Here is an 18,162-nt window from a genome sequence, read left to right as displayed (position 1 = left end):
CTTTTATAAGTTTCATCAATTTTATAAGGTTCATCAATTTTATAACTTTCATCGCACAGGGAAGAAGGGGGCTGGTGACTTGCTCAGCTTAAACATGGATACGCCTATGGGTACTAATAGCCATTAATATGCCAAAACCTAGCATTAATGTCACCATAGAAGTACCGCCATAACTAACTAAGGGTAATGGCACACCCACAACAGGCAATAAGCCAGACACCATACCTATGTTGACAAAAACATAAACAAAAAACGTTAACGTCAGGCTGCCCGCGAGTAACTTAGTAAAGGCGTGTTGAGCATTGACGGCAATCCACAAACCGCGCATTACCACAAATAAATAGACGCCAAGCAGGGCGGCAACACCAATTAAGCCAAACTCTTCACTGAATACCGAGAAGATAAAGTCGGTATGGCGCTCTGGTAAAAACTCTAATTGTGATTGGGTACCTTGTAACCAGCCTTTACCGTCAATACCGCCTGAGCCAATGGCTATTTTAGATTGAATAATATGGTAGCCTGAGCCTAGGGGATCTTTCTCTGGATTTAAAAAGGTCATAACCCGTTGTTTTTGATATCCTTTCATTAAAAAGAACCACAAAATAGGCGCAAAGGCCGAAGCTAAACCAAGACAAAAAACAATTAACCGCCAACTGGCACCAGCAAGAAAAATTACAAAGATCCCTGAACTCGCTATAAGTAAGGATGTGCCTAAATCAGGCTGCTTAGCGATAAGTAATGTCGGTAGTAGTACTAGGATAAAAGCAAGCATCACCGTTGATATTTTTACCGGTAAGTTTTCTTGACTAACAAACCAAGCAATCATAATAGGGACTATCAATTTCATAATCTCAGAGGGCTGAAACTTTATAAAACCTAAATCAAGCCAACGCTGTGCACCTTTACCGACATGACCAAAAAGTAAGACACTGATCAGCAATAATAAACCTAAGACAAAAACCGGTACCGCCCACTTACGATATACCAGTGGCGGAATTTGCGCGACAACAAACATGCCAACCAGAGCTACACCTATACTTCGAGCTTTTCGATAAACCACGGCGGTTTCCTGACCGCCAGCGCTATAGACCAGAAAAAGCCCTAAAGCTAATAAGGATAAAATACCTAACAACAAGGGTATATCTATATGAAGCCGCTGGGCAAAACTGTGATTTTTTTGTTGCTCTTGTCTGTTTCTGCGCATTAGTCAGCCTCTTGGGGTAACATTGCTATGGCTGCAGGTATTTGGTATGTCATGGTAGACGCTTGGCTGGTAATCACTCTGTCACCAAAATACTGATCCATAATCTGCCTTGCCACTGGCGCAGCATTAGTGGCACCACCACCTTTCGCGACATTTTCAATGGCTACCGCAATGACAATTTCAGGGTTATCAAAGGGGGCGAAAGCAATAAACATGGCGTTATCACGTTTGTTTTCGGATGTGGTTTTAGCGTCATATTTTTCATCTTGTTTGATACGTGCAACCTGAGCTGAGCCAGTTTTACCTGAGGCATCATAGGTAGTGCCTTTAAATGGTTTGTAAGCGGTAGCACCAAATTTTTGCACGGTATTATGCATGGCATTTAACACCAGATCCCAATTTTTTTCTTGCTTTAATACTAAAGGTGCTGGGGGCTCATAGTTGGCGGGTATAATTTGATGATAAGTATTACCATTACTTTCAATAATCAACTCAGTATTAGCTTTTAATAAATGTGGAATTTTACGCTCACCATGATTTACTAAGGTTGTTAATGCTTGGGTTAATTGCAGTGGCGTTACTGTCCAAAAACTCTGGCCAATGCCCACTGAAAGTGTTTCTCCTGTGTACCAAGGTTGATTATAACGGGCGCGCTTCCAAGCGACACTGGGCATAATACCTTTACTTTCTCCGTGAATATCGAGGCCGGTACGCTCGCCAAAGCCAAATCGTTGCATCATATTACTGATTTTGGTGATACCTAATTTAAAGGCGAGATCATAGAAGTAGATGTTACAAGACTGCTCAATGGCTTTGCTTAGATTCACTATACCATGGCCCCAAGGTTTCCAATCACGATATTTATTGGGTAAACCTGCCAACTGATACCAGCCTGGATCATTAATGGTTGTGCTTGGCGTGATCACATTCTCTTCTAAACCGGTTAACGCCAGAAAGGGCTTAACAGTAGAGGCAGGCGGATAACCACTTTGTACACTGCGGTTAATAAGCGGTAGGTCCTTTGATTCAAGTAACTTTTTATAGTTTTTAGTGCTAATACCATGAACAAACAAATTACCGTCGTAACTTGGATTTGAATACATGGCTAAAATGCCACCAGTTCGTGGGTCCATAGCAACTACAGCACCACGTTTTCCTGATAAGGCACGTTTAGCTATCATTTGTAATTCAATATCTAAGGTCAAGGTCAGGTCTTTGCCCGGTATAGGCGGTGTGTAATTTAGCGTGCGGATCACTCGGCCTTGGTTGTTGACCTCTACTTCTTGATGGCCAATGGTGCCATGCAGCATATTTTCATAATATCTTTCAATACCCAACCTGCCAATAGCATAGGTGGCTGCATAGTTTTCAGACTGACCTGATTGCTCTAATTTATTGAGATCTTTTCTATTGATACGAGCCACATACCCCAAGGTATGGGTGGTTAAATCAGCAAAAGGGTAATAGCGTTTTAAACGGGCATTAACAAAAATGCCGGGGTATTTATGTTGATTTACCGAGAATAAAGCCACTTGTTGATCACTTAAACGTGAGTGCAATTCTACGGGTTTGAAACGACGTTTGCGTTTCATCGATTTGAAAAACTTAGTTTGTCTGTCTGCGCTGATATTTAGTAACAGGCTTACTTGCGCTATGCTGGCTTTTATATCGTCGACATCCTCGGCTATCACTTCTAAACTATAGACTGGCTTATTATCAGCAAGTAATACGCCATTTCTGTCATAAATCAAACCACGATTTGGCGCTACCGGCAGTAGCTTGATACGATTAGAGTTTGAGCGTGTTTGATATTTTTCGAAAGATTCAACTTGTAAGTTATAGATATTGGCAAAGAGTATCAGTAATACCAGCACCACGCCGACAAAAGCAATAAAAGTACGTCGGGCAAATAAGTTTGCTTCAGCGGAGCGATTTCGAATGACAATACGACGTGGAGACACTAGCGCACGCTATCAACAATAAAACTATTTACTAAAAGTATGGCCAACGTAGTCATCAACACAAGCTATTCTCTATGGTAAGGGTGGTTAGTATTTACACTCCAAGCGCGATAGAGACTCTCTGCAATGAGTATTCGCACCATGGGGTGAGGTAGTGTTAAGGCGGACAATGACCACTTTTGCTCAGAGGCTTTAATACAAGCGGGCGCTAAACCTTCAGGCCCACCGACAAGTAAAGCGACATCTCTGCTATCAAGTTGCCAGCTTTGCAGTTGTTTGGCAAGTTTTGCTGTTGTCCACGCTTGTCCTTCAACTTCAAGAGTGACAATACGGTTACCCTTGGGGATTGCCGCCAGTAACAATTCACCTTCTTTTGCTAGGATACGGGTGATATCGGCATTTTTACCGCGCTTGCCTGCCGGAATTTCAACTAGATGAAAGCTTAAATCACGGGGGAAGCGACGGCTGTATTCAGCAAAGCCTAGGCTAACCCATGCAGGCATTTTGTTGCCAACAGCATATAAGGTGAGTTTCATAAATCTATTTTGATTATTGGGTTTATTATCATCGACAAGGTTATTACATTCTTTGTTCGGTTAAAACTAACTCGCTGGAAAGTAGAGTCGAGCGAAATGCTACTGAACAAAGTAACGAGAGCCGGCGGTTGATAGAGGAAAGTACATCCTCTTGTTTAAAACCCAGCTGGCACTCGTCTTTTCATTAAGCAAAAGTTAACTATTCTGCCCAAAGCTGCTCTAGGTTATATTTATCACGTTGTTCATCCGTCATCACATGAACAATGATATCGCCTAAGTCGACTAATGCCCACTCGCCAACATCGTGACCTTCCATACCACGCGGCTCTTGACCTTGAGCTCGATACTCAATAGCTACCGATTGCGCAATAGATTTTACATGGCGTTTTGAATTACCTGAACAAATAATCATGTAATCAGCAAAGCTTGCTTTGTCGCTAATATTAAGAGCGATGATATCTCTGCCTTTCATGTCTTCAAGTGTTTTTATGACAAATGCTTTAAGTTGTTCAGTTTGCAAGGTGTTATTCCTATCGTTAATCGTAACGTTTGGGCTGCTCTTTACGAGCAACAATACATAATATTGCAATATTAACACTTTTTACGCTCAGGGTTAACGGTAAAGCTTATTTTTGTGAATAAATTCTGCTATTGCCGGTAGTAGCTGCTGCTGACAACTTTGTTGTTGCGCCAAACGTTGACGAATTTGTGTTGATGAAATATCAACATAATTCGCTTGGGCAAAAAAAATATTACCACAATTATTACGAGATAACTGTGCAATATCAGTTGTTTGATAATTAGTGAGCAATTTTTTTGTGGCCTCATTAAACTGTGCCATGGGATAGTTAGGGCGGGTATTAACCACTAGGTGACAAAGGGTTAATATGTGCTGATATTGATACCAGGAGGTAAAACTCATCAGTGAGTCCATACCTATTATAAAATAAATAGGCTGCTCAGGGTACTGTAGCTTTAACTCTTTCAGGGTCTCAACAGTGTAAGAGTGGCCAGCACGTTTTAATTCTCGTTGATCACAGCTAAATAGCCTACTGTCTAGGCAAGCAATTTCCACCATAGCGGCGCGTTGCTCAGCACTGGCACTGGGCACTAGATCTGCTGAGGCTTTATGTGGGGGAATATGGGCAGGAATTAACAGTATCTTAGTTAAGCCCAGCTCATGGGCAACCGCTTGTGCTGATTGAGTGTGCCCCAAGTGAATTGGATCAAAAGTACCGCCTAAAACACCTATACCCTTAGTCATAGCAGGCGTTGCTGAACTCATGTCACTAGTCATCAGTTATTAGCCATAGTTCAGGCTAAAGGCGGCAGTCTTTTCGCCGTGATACACAGTGATACACAAGTCAGCCAACAAGATGAAAATATTAAATTCGCTGCTGGTTTTACTTAATAGGTCTATATCTGCAATACGACTCATGGCACGTTTTATGTTATCAAGTTTGATGTGAGTTAAGGCATGTTGGTACAAGGGTTTTCGCTTGTCCCAAATACGAAATTCTTTATAAATATTAGCAAGACTCTCACCTTGAGCTAATTGATTTAGCATGCTGTAGAGTTGGTTTATTTCTTTATGGAAAACCCAAATTAATTGTGCGGGTGCCATGCCTTCTTGCTGCAGTTGATCGAGCATAACGATACATTTTGCGCAATCCCCTCTAAGTAAGGCATCGATAACTTGAAAGGGGTTAAACTTTGCTTGTTTTAGTATTAACGGCTCGGCTTGCTCAATGCTGATGGGCTGTGAGCCAAATAATAAAGCAAGTTTATCTAGCTCTTGGGCAAGGGCGAGTAAATTACCTTCATACAGTTCAATAAGTAGCGCGTTTAACTCGCTAGATATATTAACTTGTCGCTGTCTGGTTTGATTATTCAACCATTGCGGCATGGCTTTTAACTCAATATCATACAAGGGTAAATAGCAGCCTAATTGCGATAGACTCTTAAACCACTTTCGATTAGCACTCGCCGCATCAAGTTTTGCGCCGTGAAATATGAACATTACATCTTGTGGGGCATGGGCACCCGTGAAGTCTTGTGTTAATCGTTCCGCTAAAGCTAATAAGGCTTTATTACCTGAATCGCCTACTTTTACCGTAGTTAACTCCACTTCAATGATACGTTGACTGGCAAAAAGACTTAACGCTTGATACTCATCAAGTAATTGTTGCCAGTCAAAGCTGGCGTCACTGCTAAAACGAATAACTTCACTAAAACCTTGTTTTTTTGCATGAGCTTTAATAACCGCTAGGCTGTTATCTTTTTGCCAAGGTTCATCACCAAAAACCAACCAAACAGGTTTGAATCCCTGTCGTAAGGTGTTGTCTAGCTGGTTATGGTAAATTTTCATAAATACCCTAGGTAAATTTTACAGTAACTGGCTTTTTTTAACAAAAGCGCTGTGCGAATAACTAGCGTTGGATTCTTGCTAAATCACGTAGTATTTTATCGGCCGCTGATGTTCTCATTTCACTTAACAATAATGATAACTCGCGGCTTTTTGCTAGGGCGAGGTTAGGATCGTCTTGATAATCGCGATAGAGTTCAAAGCGAAAATCTAGCGCATCTTCGCCAGTAAAGCGTACTTGATAATGCACTGAATAAATCAATTCATATTCTGCCACCTGACCGTTAGAAAATACCGATAACGTCCGTCTATCTAATTTATCAGTAAGAATACGTAATTCAGGAATGTCAGTTTTAGCGTGCTTTAATACCTGAACTTGGTTGCGTGTTAAACTGAGTTTAACTAACCGAGTCAACTCACCGTGAACATCACTGGAACTAAGGTAAAGTGTTTGCAACTCATCGTCGAGTAAATAATCACCGCGAAGTTGAAAACCACAAGCAGACAATAAGCTTGTGGTTAACAGAGCGATAGCTAATTTTCTAAAGGTTAAGCTTTTAATGACAAGGCTTAATTTAGTCATTGGGCATTTACCACGTTAATTAGCGACAATATTAAGTAACTTACCTGGGATATAAATAACTTTTCGTACCGTTTTACCCGTGGTAAATTTCAACACGTTTACATCATTTAAACCCAGTGCTTCAACCTCTTCTTTACTGGCATCAATAGCAACGGTGATTTTTGCCCGTAATTTGCCGTTCACTTGTACCACAATCAATTTTTCATCTTCAACGAGAGCACTTTGGTCAACGACTGGCCAGCTGACATCTTCAACATGTAAGTCGCTACCGCCAACCGTTTGCCATAAGTGATGACATACATGCGGGGTGATAGGTGTTAGCATTAACACGACAGCACGAATAGCTTCTTGCATTACCGCTTTATCTTCAGCGCTTTCAAGTTTAGCTTTGCCTAAGTGATTCATTAACTCCATGATGGCAGCAATAGCTGTGTTAAAGGTATTACGACGACCTATATCATCGGTTACTTTAGCAATGGTTTTATGTAACTCACGACGTAACTTCTTCTGGTCACTGTTTAAGGTTAAGCCAGTAATATCAGCCACGGGGGTATCAGTGGTCATTTCAACGAAATCATGGGCTAATTTATAAACACGTTTAACAAAACGATACGCGCCTTCGACACCGGCATCAGACCATTCTAAAGTTTGCTCTGGTGGTGAAGTGAACATGATAAATAAACGCACCGTATCAGCACCGTATTTTTCAATCACTTTTTGTGGGTCAATACCGTTATTTTTCGATTTAGACATCTTGCTCATGCCAGCAGATAATACTGGCAGACCATCAAGTTTACTTATTGCTAAAGTAACATGACCTTTATCGTCACGCTCTAATACTTCAACATCTGTTGGTGCAATCCAATCCTTCGCGCCGTTGTCAGCTTCACGGTAATAAGTTTCAGCTAATACCATGCCTTGGCATAACAACTTTTTATAAGGTTCGTCACAGTTAACTAAGCCGACATCGCGTAATAATTTATGGAAAAATCGTGAATAAAGTAAATGCAAGATAGCATGTTCAATACCACCGATATATTGATCTACCGGTAACCAATAATTCGCTTTAACCGGGTCAATCATTTGGCTATTGTCATTGGGTGAACAATAACGGGCGTAATACCAAGAAGACTCCATAAAGGTGTCAAAGGTATCTGTTTCGCGTAAGGCTTCTTCGCCGTTATAGGTGGTTTTTGCCCACTCTGCATCATCTTTAATCGGCGAGGTCACGCCATCCATTACCACATCTTCGGGTAAGATTACCGGTAATTGATCTTCAGGTACGGGCACTGATTCACCGTTTGCTAGGTTAATCATTGGGATTGGTGTACCCCAATAACGTTGACGAGAAACGCCCCAGTCACGCAAACGGTATTTTGTGGTAACTTTACCTTTATTTTCACGGGTCAATTTATCGCTAATGGCTTTAAATGCTTGTTCAAAATCTAAACCATCGAACTCACCAGAATTTATTAAAGTCGATTTTTCTGTGATAGCGGCTTTACTAATATCATCAGACTCTTGACCGGCAATCACTTGCTCTATGGCCAAGCCATATTTAGTGGCAAACTCATAATCGCGTTGATCATGACCGGGTACTGACATAACGGCACCTGAGCCATAATCCATTAAGACAAAGTTAGCCGCCCAAACAGGCACTAACTTACCGGTAATAGGGTGAATAGCTTTAAGACCGGTATCGACACCTTTCTTTTCCATTGTGGCCATGTCGGCTTCAGTGGTTTTACTGTTTTTACATTCATCAATAAAAGCCGCTAAATCGGCATTATCTTTTGCTGCTGCTAGCGCTAATGGATGCTGCGCGGCGAGCGCTACATAGGTAACACCCATTAAGGTATCAGGTCGTGTGGTGTAAATATCAAAACTTTCTGTTGAATCTGCAAGCACAAAAGTCATCTCAACACCTTGCGAGCGACCAATCCAGTTACGTTGCATGGTTTTTACTTGCTCAGGCCATTCGGTTAACTGATCTAAATCATCGAGTAATTCTTCGGCGTAATCGGTAATTTTGATAAACCATTGTGGAATTTCTTTACGCTCGACCAGAGCGCCTGAACGCCAACCACGACCGTCAATCACTTGCTCGTTTGCTAGCACAGTTTGATCAACGGGATCCCAATTGACGGTAGAATTTTTCTTATATACCAAGCCTTTCTCAAAAAGTTTGGTAAAAAACCATTGTTCCCAACGATAGTAATCTGGCTTACAGGTCGTTAATTCTCGGCTCCAATCATAAGCAAAACCAAGTGATTTTAATTGATTACGCATATAATCAATATTTTCGTAGGTCCATTTTCCTGGCGCGGTATTATTTTTAATAGCCGCATTTTCAGCAGGTAAGCCAAAAGCATCCCAGCCCATAGGTTGCATGACATTTTTGCCCTGCATACGTTGGTAGCGAGAAATAACATCACCTAAGCTGTAATTACGCACATGTCCCATGTGTAACCGACCACTTGGGTAAGGGAACATAGCTAAACAATAAAACTTTTCTTTGTCAGGGTCTTCGGTCGCTTTAAATGTGTTGTTATCAGTCCAAAATTTTTGTACTGTTGCTTCAATAGCTTGATGATTATAAATGGCTTCCATTAAGGTTTTCTCGAATGCTTTTAAGGTGTTACCGGCTTGCTTACTACCCAAGGGGAATTTGCATGAATAGTGAATAAACCAATGTTAGATTATCGCAGTAGAATACCTTATCTCGTTGGGTAACAACAAGCAGATCTTTCAACTTTTCCTATACTTGAACCTATAGTGAAAGTAATACGCGTGAGGGAGAATATTAATGTCACATCAAAATGATTACTTTGCTGATATCTATAAAAATCTCAATAACTGGTTAGTCGCAGTAAAAGCTGAGCAAAAGCCACACATTGATGAATTTATTAAACAGGCTAAGTTGTATGCCAATGCCGCTGAAGCTATGTCTGAAGAAAAGCTGAAACAATTTGCCGATAATTTAAAATATGATCTGCATGACTTTTATCAATTAAATCGCTCACAAGTTAAACATTCGCTCTACTTGGGATTATTAAATGAAAGCCTTTGGGATACTCTCGCTAAGTTAACCGATAAATCACAAGTAGAATGGGCTGAACTGGTTGAAGATTTTAGTCATGATGGTTTATACAAAAGTGGTGACTTCATTGGTTTTGGCGAGCTGCAATGTCAACAATGCGATGAAAAAATAACTATTTTGCACTTTAGTGAAATTGGTGATTGTGTTCATTGTGGCTCAACAGAGTTTTTTCGTCTGCCGCTAAACCCTTAGTTTTATAATCAACTTGTTAGCCTAAATATTTGCCAGTACACTAGCGCAATTTTCGATACATTAATTCGATGCAATGATTTCCAAATATTAGCGTCGATATGTTATTTATTAAACTCGTTATTTAATAACGCTTTTTAAAGGATTTATATGACTAAAACTTTTACTGCCCTTGCAGATCAAACCCGTATTGGGGTAGATGATCTAACCTCTCCCTTGTCAGCTTCATTATTTTCCGATAATCAAAAATCAGCCAGTAGCGCCCTTGATACTGACTCACAAGGCTTTGTTGGCCATGAACGGGCCAAAGAGGCCTTAGCATTCGGTTTATCAATGTCGACCATAGGTTTTAATGTTTTTGCTATGGGTGAACACGGCACGGGGCGACAAACATTAATTAAACAAATGTTAACTTCGCTGGCCACTGAGAAAAAGGCACCTGATGAATGGTGCTACACCAATAACTTTGAGGAAAGCCATATTCCATTAACCTTGTCCCTTAAACCAGGCGATGGCAAGCAACTATTATTCAGCATGAATAAGTTTATTGATGGTTTACTCAGTTTATTCCCTGATGTTTTTGATAACCCGGGTTACCAAAGACAAAAATCAGCCATTGATAGGGAATTTAATAAAAAATACGACCAAGCCATTAGTATTGTGGAAGAAGCGGCCTTAAAAGATAACGTGGTTTTATATGAAGAAAATGGCGAATTGGGCTTCTCGCCTTTGGTTGACGGTAAACCCTTAAGTGATAAAGAATTTGCTAATTTAAAGGAAACGGAACGAACCAAGTTTTATCAACTACTGAGCGTGTTAGAGAATGTTCTTTCTGAGCAATTATTAGAATTACCACTGTGGAAGCGACTGTCTTTTGATCAATTAAGAAAACTTAAAAATGACACCGCTGAAAAAGCCATTAAACCTTATTTAACTGAATTGGAAAAATCATTTAGTAATAATCAAGATGTATTAAAATATTTAGAGACAGTAAAAAACCATGTAGTGGATGTGGTATTAGAGATTTTAGTCAGCGAATCTGATGATGCACCAACAGATAAAGAGTTACGCAAATTGATGGTGGAGCGTTTTTTGCCCAATTTACTTGTACCTCGCGATGAATCTCAAGGCGCTCCGGTCATTTATGAGCAAAACCCAAGCTATCAAAACCTATTTGGTCATGTTGATTTTGCCAGCTTTCAAGGCAGTAGTTATACCAGTTATCGTTTAATCAGACCTGGTGCTTTACATAAGGCTAATGGCGGTTATTTATTATTAGATGCCGATAAAGTATTAAGCCAACCTATGGTGTGGTCGCGCTTGAAACTTGCCTTGAAAACTCAGCAAATTACCATTGAGAATCCTTATTCAGACCTTAGTCAGCCAAATGGCTATAGCTTGCAGCCAGAAAAAATCCCCCTGCAAGTTAAAGTGGTACTACTTGGTGATGCTGAAATTTATTATACCTTACAAGATTATGATCAGGAGTTTACTGAACTTTTTCGGGTGTTAGCTGATTTTGATCGCCATCTCGATAAAACGGATAGTAATTTAATTGCTTTTGGTCGTTTAATAAGGCGACGTGCTAAGCAATATAATTACCCCGAGGTTAGTAATGAAGCGGTATTAGAGTTGGTTCGTTATGCGCTAAGACGCGGTGAACATAAACACAAAATTTCAGCCAATATAGTGCAAGTAAATGATTTACTCGATGAAGCAAATTATTGCTGGCAACAGCAAGGTGCTACGGGGAATTTAACCGCACAGCATATTGCTTTGGCACAAGCGGCTAAAAAACGTCGTATTGGTCGAATCAGTGAAACCTGGCTCAGTGAAATTAAAGAGCGGCAAGTTTTAATTAATACCGAAGGGGAATGCCTAGCTAAGGTAAATGGTTTAACTGTCTTAGAAATAGGTGATAGTGTTTTTGGTACCCCAGCCCGTATAACCGCAACCGTATATGCGGGTAGTGAAGGCGTAACCGATATTGAGGGAGAGGTAGACTTAGGCAAATCTATTCATTCAAAAGGGGTTTTACTGTTAACAGGATATTTAGGCCATAAATACGGGCAAACATTTGCGGTAAATATTTCCGCTAATATTGCCATAGAACAATCCTATGGCCATATTGATGGTGATAGTGCTTCTATGGCTGAACTTTGTGCACTTATCTCTGCCATTACCTTATTACCGATAGATCAAAGCCTAGCGATAACAGGATCAATTAATCAACATGGTGAAGTGCAATCTATTGGCGGTGTTAATGAGAAAATAGAAGGTTTCTTCCAGTTGTGCCAAGACAAAGGTTTAACCGGAAAGCAAGGGGTCATCATTCCACAAACCAATGTTATTAATTTAATGCTTAATGATGAGGTGATAGCGGCGGTTTCTCGCGGTGAATTTTCCATCTATGCCGTTGAAACTATTGATCAAGCGCTGGAACTCTTAATGAAAGTTGATGCCGGTGTTATTAGTCGAACCGGGCGCTATCCACGTAAATCTATTCATGGTTTAGCCCTTGATAAACTCCAAAATTTTGCCGATTTACTTAATGGTGCTGAGGAATAAATGGCGCCGAAGAGTCATCTTATTTGTATTCATGCCTAGTGTAAATGCAAGCTCTGGTAGCTCAATAATTACAGTGCGTCCAGGTTTTTGTTATGGTGTTTAACCTAACCTAACCAAACCTGCGGTATAACATTTAAATGGAATTTTCGACGGAAGAACTGGATTTTTTCAATAATATTTTTACTAAAACATCAACTGATTGCATGGTGACGGGTACACAACACCAGCTTACGTATGCAAACTGAGGTGCCGCAATCGTTAAAACAAGTGTTAGTTGGCAGTAAATTAACACTATTAGCCGAAATTAGTCACTATCAATTATGGTTTCCTGTCTCGCTCTCACTGAATAACTTAGGTGAGTTCTCACCTAAGTTAGCTACCCCCGAAATAATTGATGTCACTTTCTGCCACTGGGTTAACGTTAAAAATTGCTAGCTCCGAGGGTAAGAACTTAGATTTACAGCAGGCTTCATTAGAAATGAGTTTAGCGGGCGAAGAGCCGCTAAAACTCGAACTTGACTTGGTTCAACATGAAGAAAATGTTGTTGCCGCTAAATTTACAGACTTACAACAAGGTCGGCAGGCATTAAGAACGTTTCTATTTAATTCAGACAAAATCAAATACCCCCAACCTATATCAAGACGTTATTTTATAAAGTTCTTGTTAATTCTGTCGTTCTCTGTATAATGCGCGCCTCGATAACAAGGTGAATGTTTTTACCTTAAGTTAGTCCGACGGCTTACTTATACTAATTATCAAATAGTTAAACAAATGTATAAGTATATCGAGATGAGTGGGGTTTTACCGCCCAATAGACTTGCCCAGCTAATTCGCCCCTAGAATTAGCAAGAAATATAGCGTCAAGAGCACGCTATATGCCTAAAGTCTTCCTGGTGGTTTCCTCGTATATTTACGCAGGTTAAGACTTAGCAATTTAAATCAAATGCTATAAAAGTGCAGCTAATTAACAACCGTTAATTTGGCGGCCTCTTGGTGATTGATTTTTAATATTGCTCCCAAGTAATATGCCTGCCTTGAGAAGATGAACATTTATTATGACCGATCAAAGCAATCCCGAAAATACCGAAAATACTGAAGCTGTTACATTTGATTCTTTAGGTTTACCTGAAGATTTATTATCTGCGATAACGTCTATCGGCTTCACTTCAGCAACTGATATTCAAGCACAAACTATTCCTCCGCTTTTAGCTGGTAAAGATGTTTTAGGTGAAGCGCAAACAGGTACAGGTAAAACAGCTGCTTTTGGCTTACCTGCACTAGCAAAAATAGATACTTCAATTAAAAAACCACAATTGATGGTTTTAGCACCAACACGTGAATTAGCAATGCAAGTTGCTGAAGCCATAGAATCTTTCGGTAAAAACATGCAAGGTTTACGTGTTGCTACCTTATATGGTGGTCAATCCTATGGACCACAATTTCAACAACTAGAGCGTGGCGCACAAGTTGTTGTCGGCACTCCAGGTCGTTTAATGGACCATTTACGTCGTAAAAGCTTAAAATTAGATGACTTACGCGTTTGTGTATTAGATGAAGCCGATGAAATGTTAAACATGGGTTTCTTAGAAGATATCCAGTGGATTTTAGACCATTTACCAAAAACTACACAAATGTGTTTGTTCTCGGCAACTATGCCACAAGCAATCAGAAAAATTGCTAACCGTTTCTTAAAAGATCCGGAGCATATAAAAATTGCAGCATTAAAAAAATCCAAAGCAAATATTACTCAGTACGCATGGAAAGTAAGCGGTATTAGCAAAATGACGGCATTGGAACGTATTGCTGAAACTGTTGAATTTGATGCCATGATTGTTTTTGTTCGTACACGAAATGATACCGTTGATATTGCTGAAAAGTTAGAGCGTGCTGGTTATCCTGCACTAGCCTTAAATGGTGATATGAACCAAGTACAACGTGAACGTTGTATTACTCAAATGAAGTCGGGTCAATCTTCTATCTTAGTAGCAACCGATGTTGTTGCCCGTGGCTTAGATATCCCACGTATTTCTCATGTAATTAACTATGACTTGCCTGGTGATAACGAAGCGTATGTGCATCGCATTGGTCGTACCGGACGTGCAGGTCGTGAAGGCACAGCAATCTCATTTGTTCGTCCTCGTGAAATGTATTCATTACGTCACTATGAGCGTTTAACCTCTGGCACAGTGAATATGTATGAGTTACCAAATATTGAAGAACTTGGTAAAAAACGTATTGAACGTGCTCGTGTTGAAATTTCGACTATTGTCAGTGATAAAGATTTAACTAGTATGCGCGAAATTATTGAAGCCATGGCTGCAGAGTCTGAGCTGTCAATGACTGATTTAGCCGCAGCTTTGTTATATCAAAAACAGTTAAAGCAACCACTACAGCCGAAAGAAGATCCTAAACCGCGTCGTGATACTCGTGATAATAGTCGCGACAGAAACAGCCGAGATCGTAATGACCGAGGTGGTAGAGATAATCGTCGTGACTCTCGTAGTGATAGCCGTGGAGAGCGAAATGGCAACCGTGGCTCACGTGATGACAGACCTCGTAAAGAAAAAGTAAACCGTAACGATGTTGATTGGCAGACTTACCGTCTTGAAGTAGGTAAAGACCATGGGGCACGTCCAGGTGATATCGTTGGTGCTATTGCCAATGAAATTTCACTTGATAGCAGTTATATCGGTGCGATTAACTTGCACGATAAACATAGTTTTGTGCAATTACCAAAAGGTATTCCTGCCGACTTGTTTAACAAATTAAAAGCTGTCCGTGTCCGTCGTCAACCTCTAGCAATCACTACTTCAGATGAAGTTATTGTTAGTCAAAAACGTGCACCTCGTCGTACTGACCGTGCACCACGCCATAGTTAATATTTGTTAATGTTTGTTAATATTTAATCTTTAAAAAGCGCCTGATGGCGCTTTTTTTGTTTTTTGTTAGCAGAAAAGCGATTTTAGTGGTTTTTCTGCTAAAAATTGTAAATTATTAACTCCGCAACCTTGTTTGCCTGTTGCTTTTTCTATTACTATAGAGCCATCTAGCTTAAGTCATCAATCAACTACAAAATAATACCCATAGTAATGTCTGAAGAAGTATCTAAATTATCAACCGTGCACCATTTTGCTATTCGTGTCTATTACGAAGATACGGATGCTGGCGGTATTGTCTATTATGCCAATTACTTAAAGTTTTTTGAGCGAGCACGTACCGAATGGTTACGAGAGATAGGGATAAATCAACAATATTTTTTGCAACAAAAACTAGGCTTTGTGGTCAGAAAGGTTGAAATGGATAACCTTGCCTCAGCCATGCTCGATGATTTACTTGAGGTGAAGTCAACAATAATAACCTTGAAACGTGCCAGTTTAGTGTTTCAACAACAAATAACCAACCAAGCACAGCAAGTACTTTGTACCGCTAAAATACGTGTTGCTTGTGTTGATTTTAGCCAGAAAAAACCCTGTGCTATTCCAAAACCAATACTAGGAGTCTTTAAACGTGTCAGCTGAAATTTCCTTTTTTCGCTTAGTCATAGAAGCAAGCATATTAGTGCAATTTGTTATGCTTGTTTTACTCATCTTCTCAATTATGTGCTGGGCAATGATATTCCAGCGGAGAAACGTACTGAAAAAGGCCGAGTTAGCGTTAAAGGCGTTTGAAGATAAATTTTGGAGTGGTGCCGATTTAAGTAAGCTCTATAGTGATATCTCGGCTAAACCTCAAGTGCAAGGTATTGAAACCTTATTTATTGCCGGCTTTAAAGAATTTGCCCGATTAAGAAAAAGTCATATTGATAACCCACAAATTATTATCGATGGTACTTATCGTGCCATGCGTGTCGCATTATCCCGAGAAGTAGATAGTTTAGAGACCCACTTGCCCTTTATGGCAACCGTTGGCTCTATTAGTCCATATATTGGTTTATTTGGTACCGTGTGGGGTATCATGAATTCATTTATCGCTTTAGGTGCGGTAAAACAGGCGACACTTGCTATGGTGGCCCCCGGCATTGCCGAAGCATTAATCGCTACCGCCATGGGTCTTTTTGCTGCTATTCCTGCCGTCATTGCTTTTAACCGTTTTAGTCATAAAGTAGAAAAGCTGGAGAACAGCTATGGCAATTTTATGGATGAATTTTCAAGTATATTACAACGTCAATCTGCCGCTGAGCAATCTGCACGTAAGGCATAACTATGTACAAAAGAGTTAGACGCCGTATAGTGGCTGAAATTAATGTAGTACCCTATATCGATGTAATGTTGGTATTGCTAATTGTTTTTATGATTAGCACCCCGTTAATTACCCAAGGGGTTAAAGTTGACTTACCACAAGCGGACGCTGAGCCCTTAGATGAGCAAAGTAAAACGCCATTAGTGGCCAGTATTGATGCGCAAGGACGGTATTACCTCACCGTCGGGGCCAACGAAAAAGAGCCTATGTCGGCAGAAGAAGTGGCAATATTAGTAAAAGCGCATCTAGCGATTGAACCGGGAACACCTGTGCTGGTAAATGGTGACGGCGCTGTTTCTTATAATGCGGTTATTCAACTTATGGTCTTGTTGCAAACTGTTGCCGGTGTGCCATCGATAGGTTTAATGACAGACTCTATAGGGGAATAGCGTGGCACAGCAACGAGCTTCTGTTTTTATTAAAAAATCGGCCTATTCTAAAGCCATAGCGTTCAGTATTGCTTTACACCTAGTGTTACTTTTTGGCTTGTTTGCCGGGGATTTTTCCTCCATTCCCGAGCCGAAACCCACCCCGTCAGCACAAACTTTAGAGCCGATAAAAGCTGTGATTATCGATAAAGCAAAATTTGAACAAGCAATAAAGAGAATACAGCAACAAAAAACAGCACAACTTGATGCAGAGAAAAAACGTTTAAAAGCGGTAGAAAAGCGGGTAACTGATGCCAAAAAGCGTCGGACCAGAGAAGAAGCTCGTATCAAGAAATTAGAGCGTCAGCGTAAGAAAAAAGAACAAGAAAAAATTAAGGCGGATAAAGCGGCTAAGTCATCGAAAGTAAAAGCGGCCAAAGCTGAAAAAATTCGCTTACAAAAAGAGCAAGAAAAGCAAGTGGCTGAAAAAGCGGCTGCCGTTGCTCGCTCAAAGCGTTTAAAAGAAGAAGCTGCAGCTAAAAAAGTAGCAGAGCTTCGTCTTGAAAAAATTGCTGAACGTAAGCGACAAGAAGTAGCCGCTAAAGAACAAGCAATTCAAGATGATATGTTAGCAAAACAAATGGCGGCTGAAATGGCAAGCCGTAATCAAGCTCGTCAGCAACAAGTGATGACTGAGATTGCACGGTATTCTGCCTTGATCACCCAGAGTATCAATCGTCATATGAGAAAAGATCGTAGCACCATGGCTGATAAGTCTTGTAAATTGACCATCAGTTTGGCGCCTTCAGGCTTTGTTACCGACGTTAAAGTGGGGCAAGGTGATAAAACGGTATGTGCTGCGGCGAAAAATGCCATTTATAAAGCGGGTACTTTACCGGTATCTAAAGACCCTGAAGTCTTTAAAGAAATGCGTCGATTAGCAGTAACCGTTGTACCTGAGTTTTAGCATTTATTAGCGCTAACGTGGTGTTGAGTAAAAAATATTTAGTGCCGAACGTAGTTTTGCCCTAGGTATTACGTTAAAAAT

The 18,162-nt window shown here is 40.3% G+C and carries 16 protein-coding genes; 8 read left to right on the top strand and 8 right to left on the bottom strand.

What is annotated here, in order from left to right; genetic code table 11:
• Positions 1-88: 88 nt before the first annotated feature.
• The 8 genes from rodA to leuS form a co-directional block, all read right to left on the bottom strand.
• Entirely contained in the window at positions 89-1,204 is a 1,116-nt protein-coding gene (gene rodA, locus CMT41_RS11230; RefSeq protein WP_057181396.1) for a rod shape-determining protein RodA, read from the bottom strand.
• Complete coding sequence (gene mrdA, locus CMT41_RS11225) at positions 1,204-3,165, bottom strand: penicillin-binding protein 2 (RefSeq protein ID WP_058027307.1); 1,962 nt, start codon at positions 3,163-3,165, stop codon at positions 1,204-1,206. Before mrdA ends, rodA begins: the two co-directional genes overlap by 1 nt.
• A 65-nt stretch (positions 3,166-3,230) precedes the next feature.
• Positions 3,231-3,701 carry a 23S rRNA (pseudouridine(1915)-N(3))-methyltransferase RlmH gene (gene rlmH / locus CMT41_RS11220; RefSeq protein ID WP_057181394.1) on the bottom strand — a complete coding sequence of 157 codons (471 nt, stop codon included), beginning with the start codon at positions 3,699-3,701 and terminating at the stop codon, positions 3,231-3,233.
• Between the two features lie 199 nt (positions 3,702-3,900).
• Entirely contained in the window at positions 3,901-4,221 is a 321-nt protein-coding gene (gene rsfS / locus CMT41_RS11215; protein WP_057181393.1) for a ribosome silencing factor, read from the bottom strand.
• A gap of 93 nt (positions 4,222-4,314) precedes the next feature.
• Positions 4,315-4,986 carry a nicotinate-nucleotide adenylyltransferase gene (nadD, locus tag CMT41_RS11210; RefSeq protein WP_232299948.1) on the bottom strand — a complete coding sequence of 224 codons (672 nt, stop codon included), beginning with the start codon at positions 4,984-4,986 and terminating at the stop codon, positions 4,315-4,317.
• 18 nt (positions 4,987-5,004) lie between these two features.
• Complete coding sequence (gene holA, locus CMT41_RS11205; RefSeq protein ID WP_057181391.1) at positions 5,005-6,069, bottom strand: DNA polymerase III subunit delta; 1,065 nt, start codon at positions 6,067-6,069, stop codon at positions 5,005-5,007.
• Between the two features lie 61 nt (positions 6,070-6,130).
• The gene (locus tag CMT41_RS11200; protein WP_058027305.1) at positions 6,131-6,649 is read right to left on the bottom strand and encodes an LPS-assembly lipoprotein LptE; all 519 of its coding nucleotides are present in this window, start codon (positions 6,647-6,649) and stop codon (positions 6,131-6,133) included.
• Between the two features lie 15 nt (positions 6,650-6,664).
• Entirely contained in the window at positions 6,665-9,259 is a 2,595-nt protein-coding gene (gene leuS, locus CMT41_RS11195) for a leucine--tRNA ligase (protein ID WP_058028214.1), read from the bottom strand.
• A 196-nt stretch (positions 9,260-9,455) separates the two neighbouring features.
• On the opposite strand from leuS, the gene CMT41_RS11190 reads away from it, so the two are divergent.
• The 8 genes from CMT41_RS11190 (at position 9,456) to tolA (ending at position 18,081) form a co-directional block, all read left to right on the top strand.
• A complete protein-coding gene (locus tag CMT41_RS11190; protein WP_058027304.1) occupies positions 9,456-9,941 on the top strand; it encodes a zinc ribbon-containing protein in 486 nt (161 codons plus the stop codon).
• A gap of 147 nt (positions 9,942-10,088) precedes the next feature.
• Entirely contained in the window at positions 10,089-12,506 is a 2,418-nt protein-coding gene (locus CMT41_RS11185) for a Lon protease family protein (RefSeq protein ID WP_057181388.1), read from the top strand.
• Positions 12,507-12,900: 394 nt separating this feature from the next.
• Positions 12,901-13,194 (top strand): hypothetical protein, encoded by a 294-nt coding sequence (locus tag CMT41_RS19575; protein WP_232299947.1) that lies wholly within the window; start codon positions 12,901-12,903, stop codon positions 13,192-13,194.
• 368 nt (positions 13,195-13,562) lie between these two features.
• Positions 13,563-15,386: a DEAD/DEAH box helicase gene (locus CMT41_RS11170; protein ID WP_057181387.1), complete on the top strand. Its 1,824-nt coding sequence runs from the start codon at positions 13,563-13,565 to the stop codon at positions 15,384-15,386.
• A 210-nt stretch (positions 15,387-15,596) separates the two neighbouring features.
• Entirely contained in the window at positions 15,597-16,025 is a 429-nt protein-coding gene (gene ybgC, locus CMT41_RS11165; RefSeq protein WP_057181386.1) for a tol-pal system-associated acyl-CoA thioesterase, read from the top strand.
• Positions 16,015-16,707 carry a protein TolQ gene (tolQ, locus tag CMT41_RS11160; protein WP_057181385.1) on the top strand — a complete coding sequence of 231 codons (693 nt, stop codon included), beginning with the start codon at positions 16,015-16,017 and terminating at the stop codon, positions 16,705-16,707. The genes ybgC and tolQ overlap by 11 nt, the downstream gene beginning before the upstream one ends.
• Before the next feature lie 2 nt (positions 16,708-16,709).
• Complete coding sequence (tolR, locus tag CMT41_RS11155; RefSeq protein WP_057181384.1) at positions 16,710-17,135, top strand: protein TolR; 426 nt, start codon at positions 16,710-16,712, stop codon at positions 17,133-17,135.
• Position 17,136: 1 nt separating this feature from the next.
• Positions 17,137-18,081, top strand: a complete 945-nt coding sequence (gene tolA / locus CMT41_RS11150) for a cell envelope integrity protein TolA (RefSeq protein ID WP_058027301.1) — start codon at positions 17,137-17,139, stop codon at positions 18,079-18,081.
• The last annotated feature ends 81 nt before the right edge of the window (positions 18,082-18,162 follow it).

The sequence above is a fragment of the Colwellia sp. MT41 genome, assembly GCF_001444365.1.
In the GTDB taxonomy this organism is placed as follows: domain Bacteria; phylum Pseudomonadota; class Gammaproteobacteria; order Enterobacterales; family Alteromonadaceae; genus Colwellia; species Colwellia marinimaniae.
The sequence above is the reverse complement of the archived record's forward strand: the minus strand, read 5'-3'. Positions and strand labels throughout refer to the sequence as shown.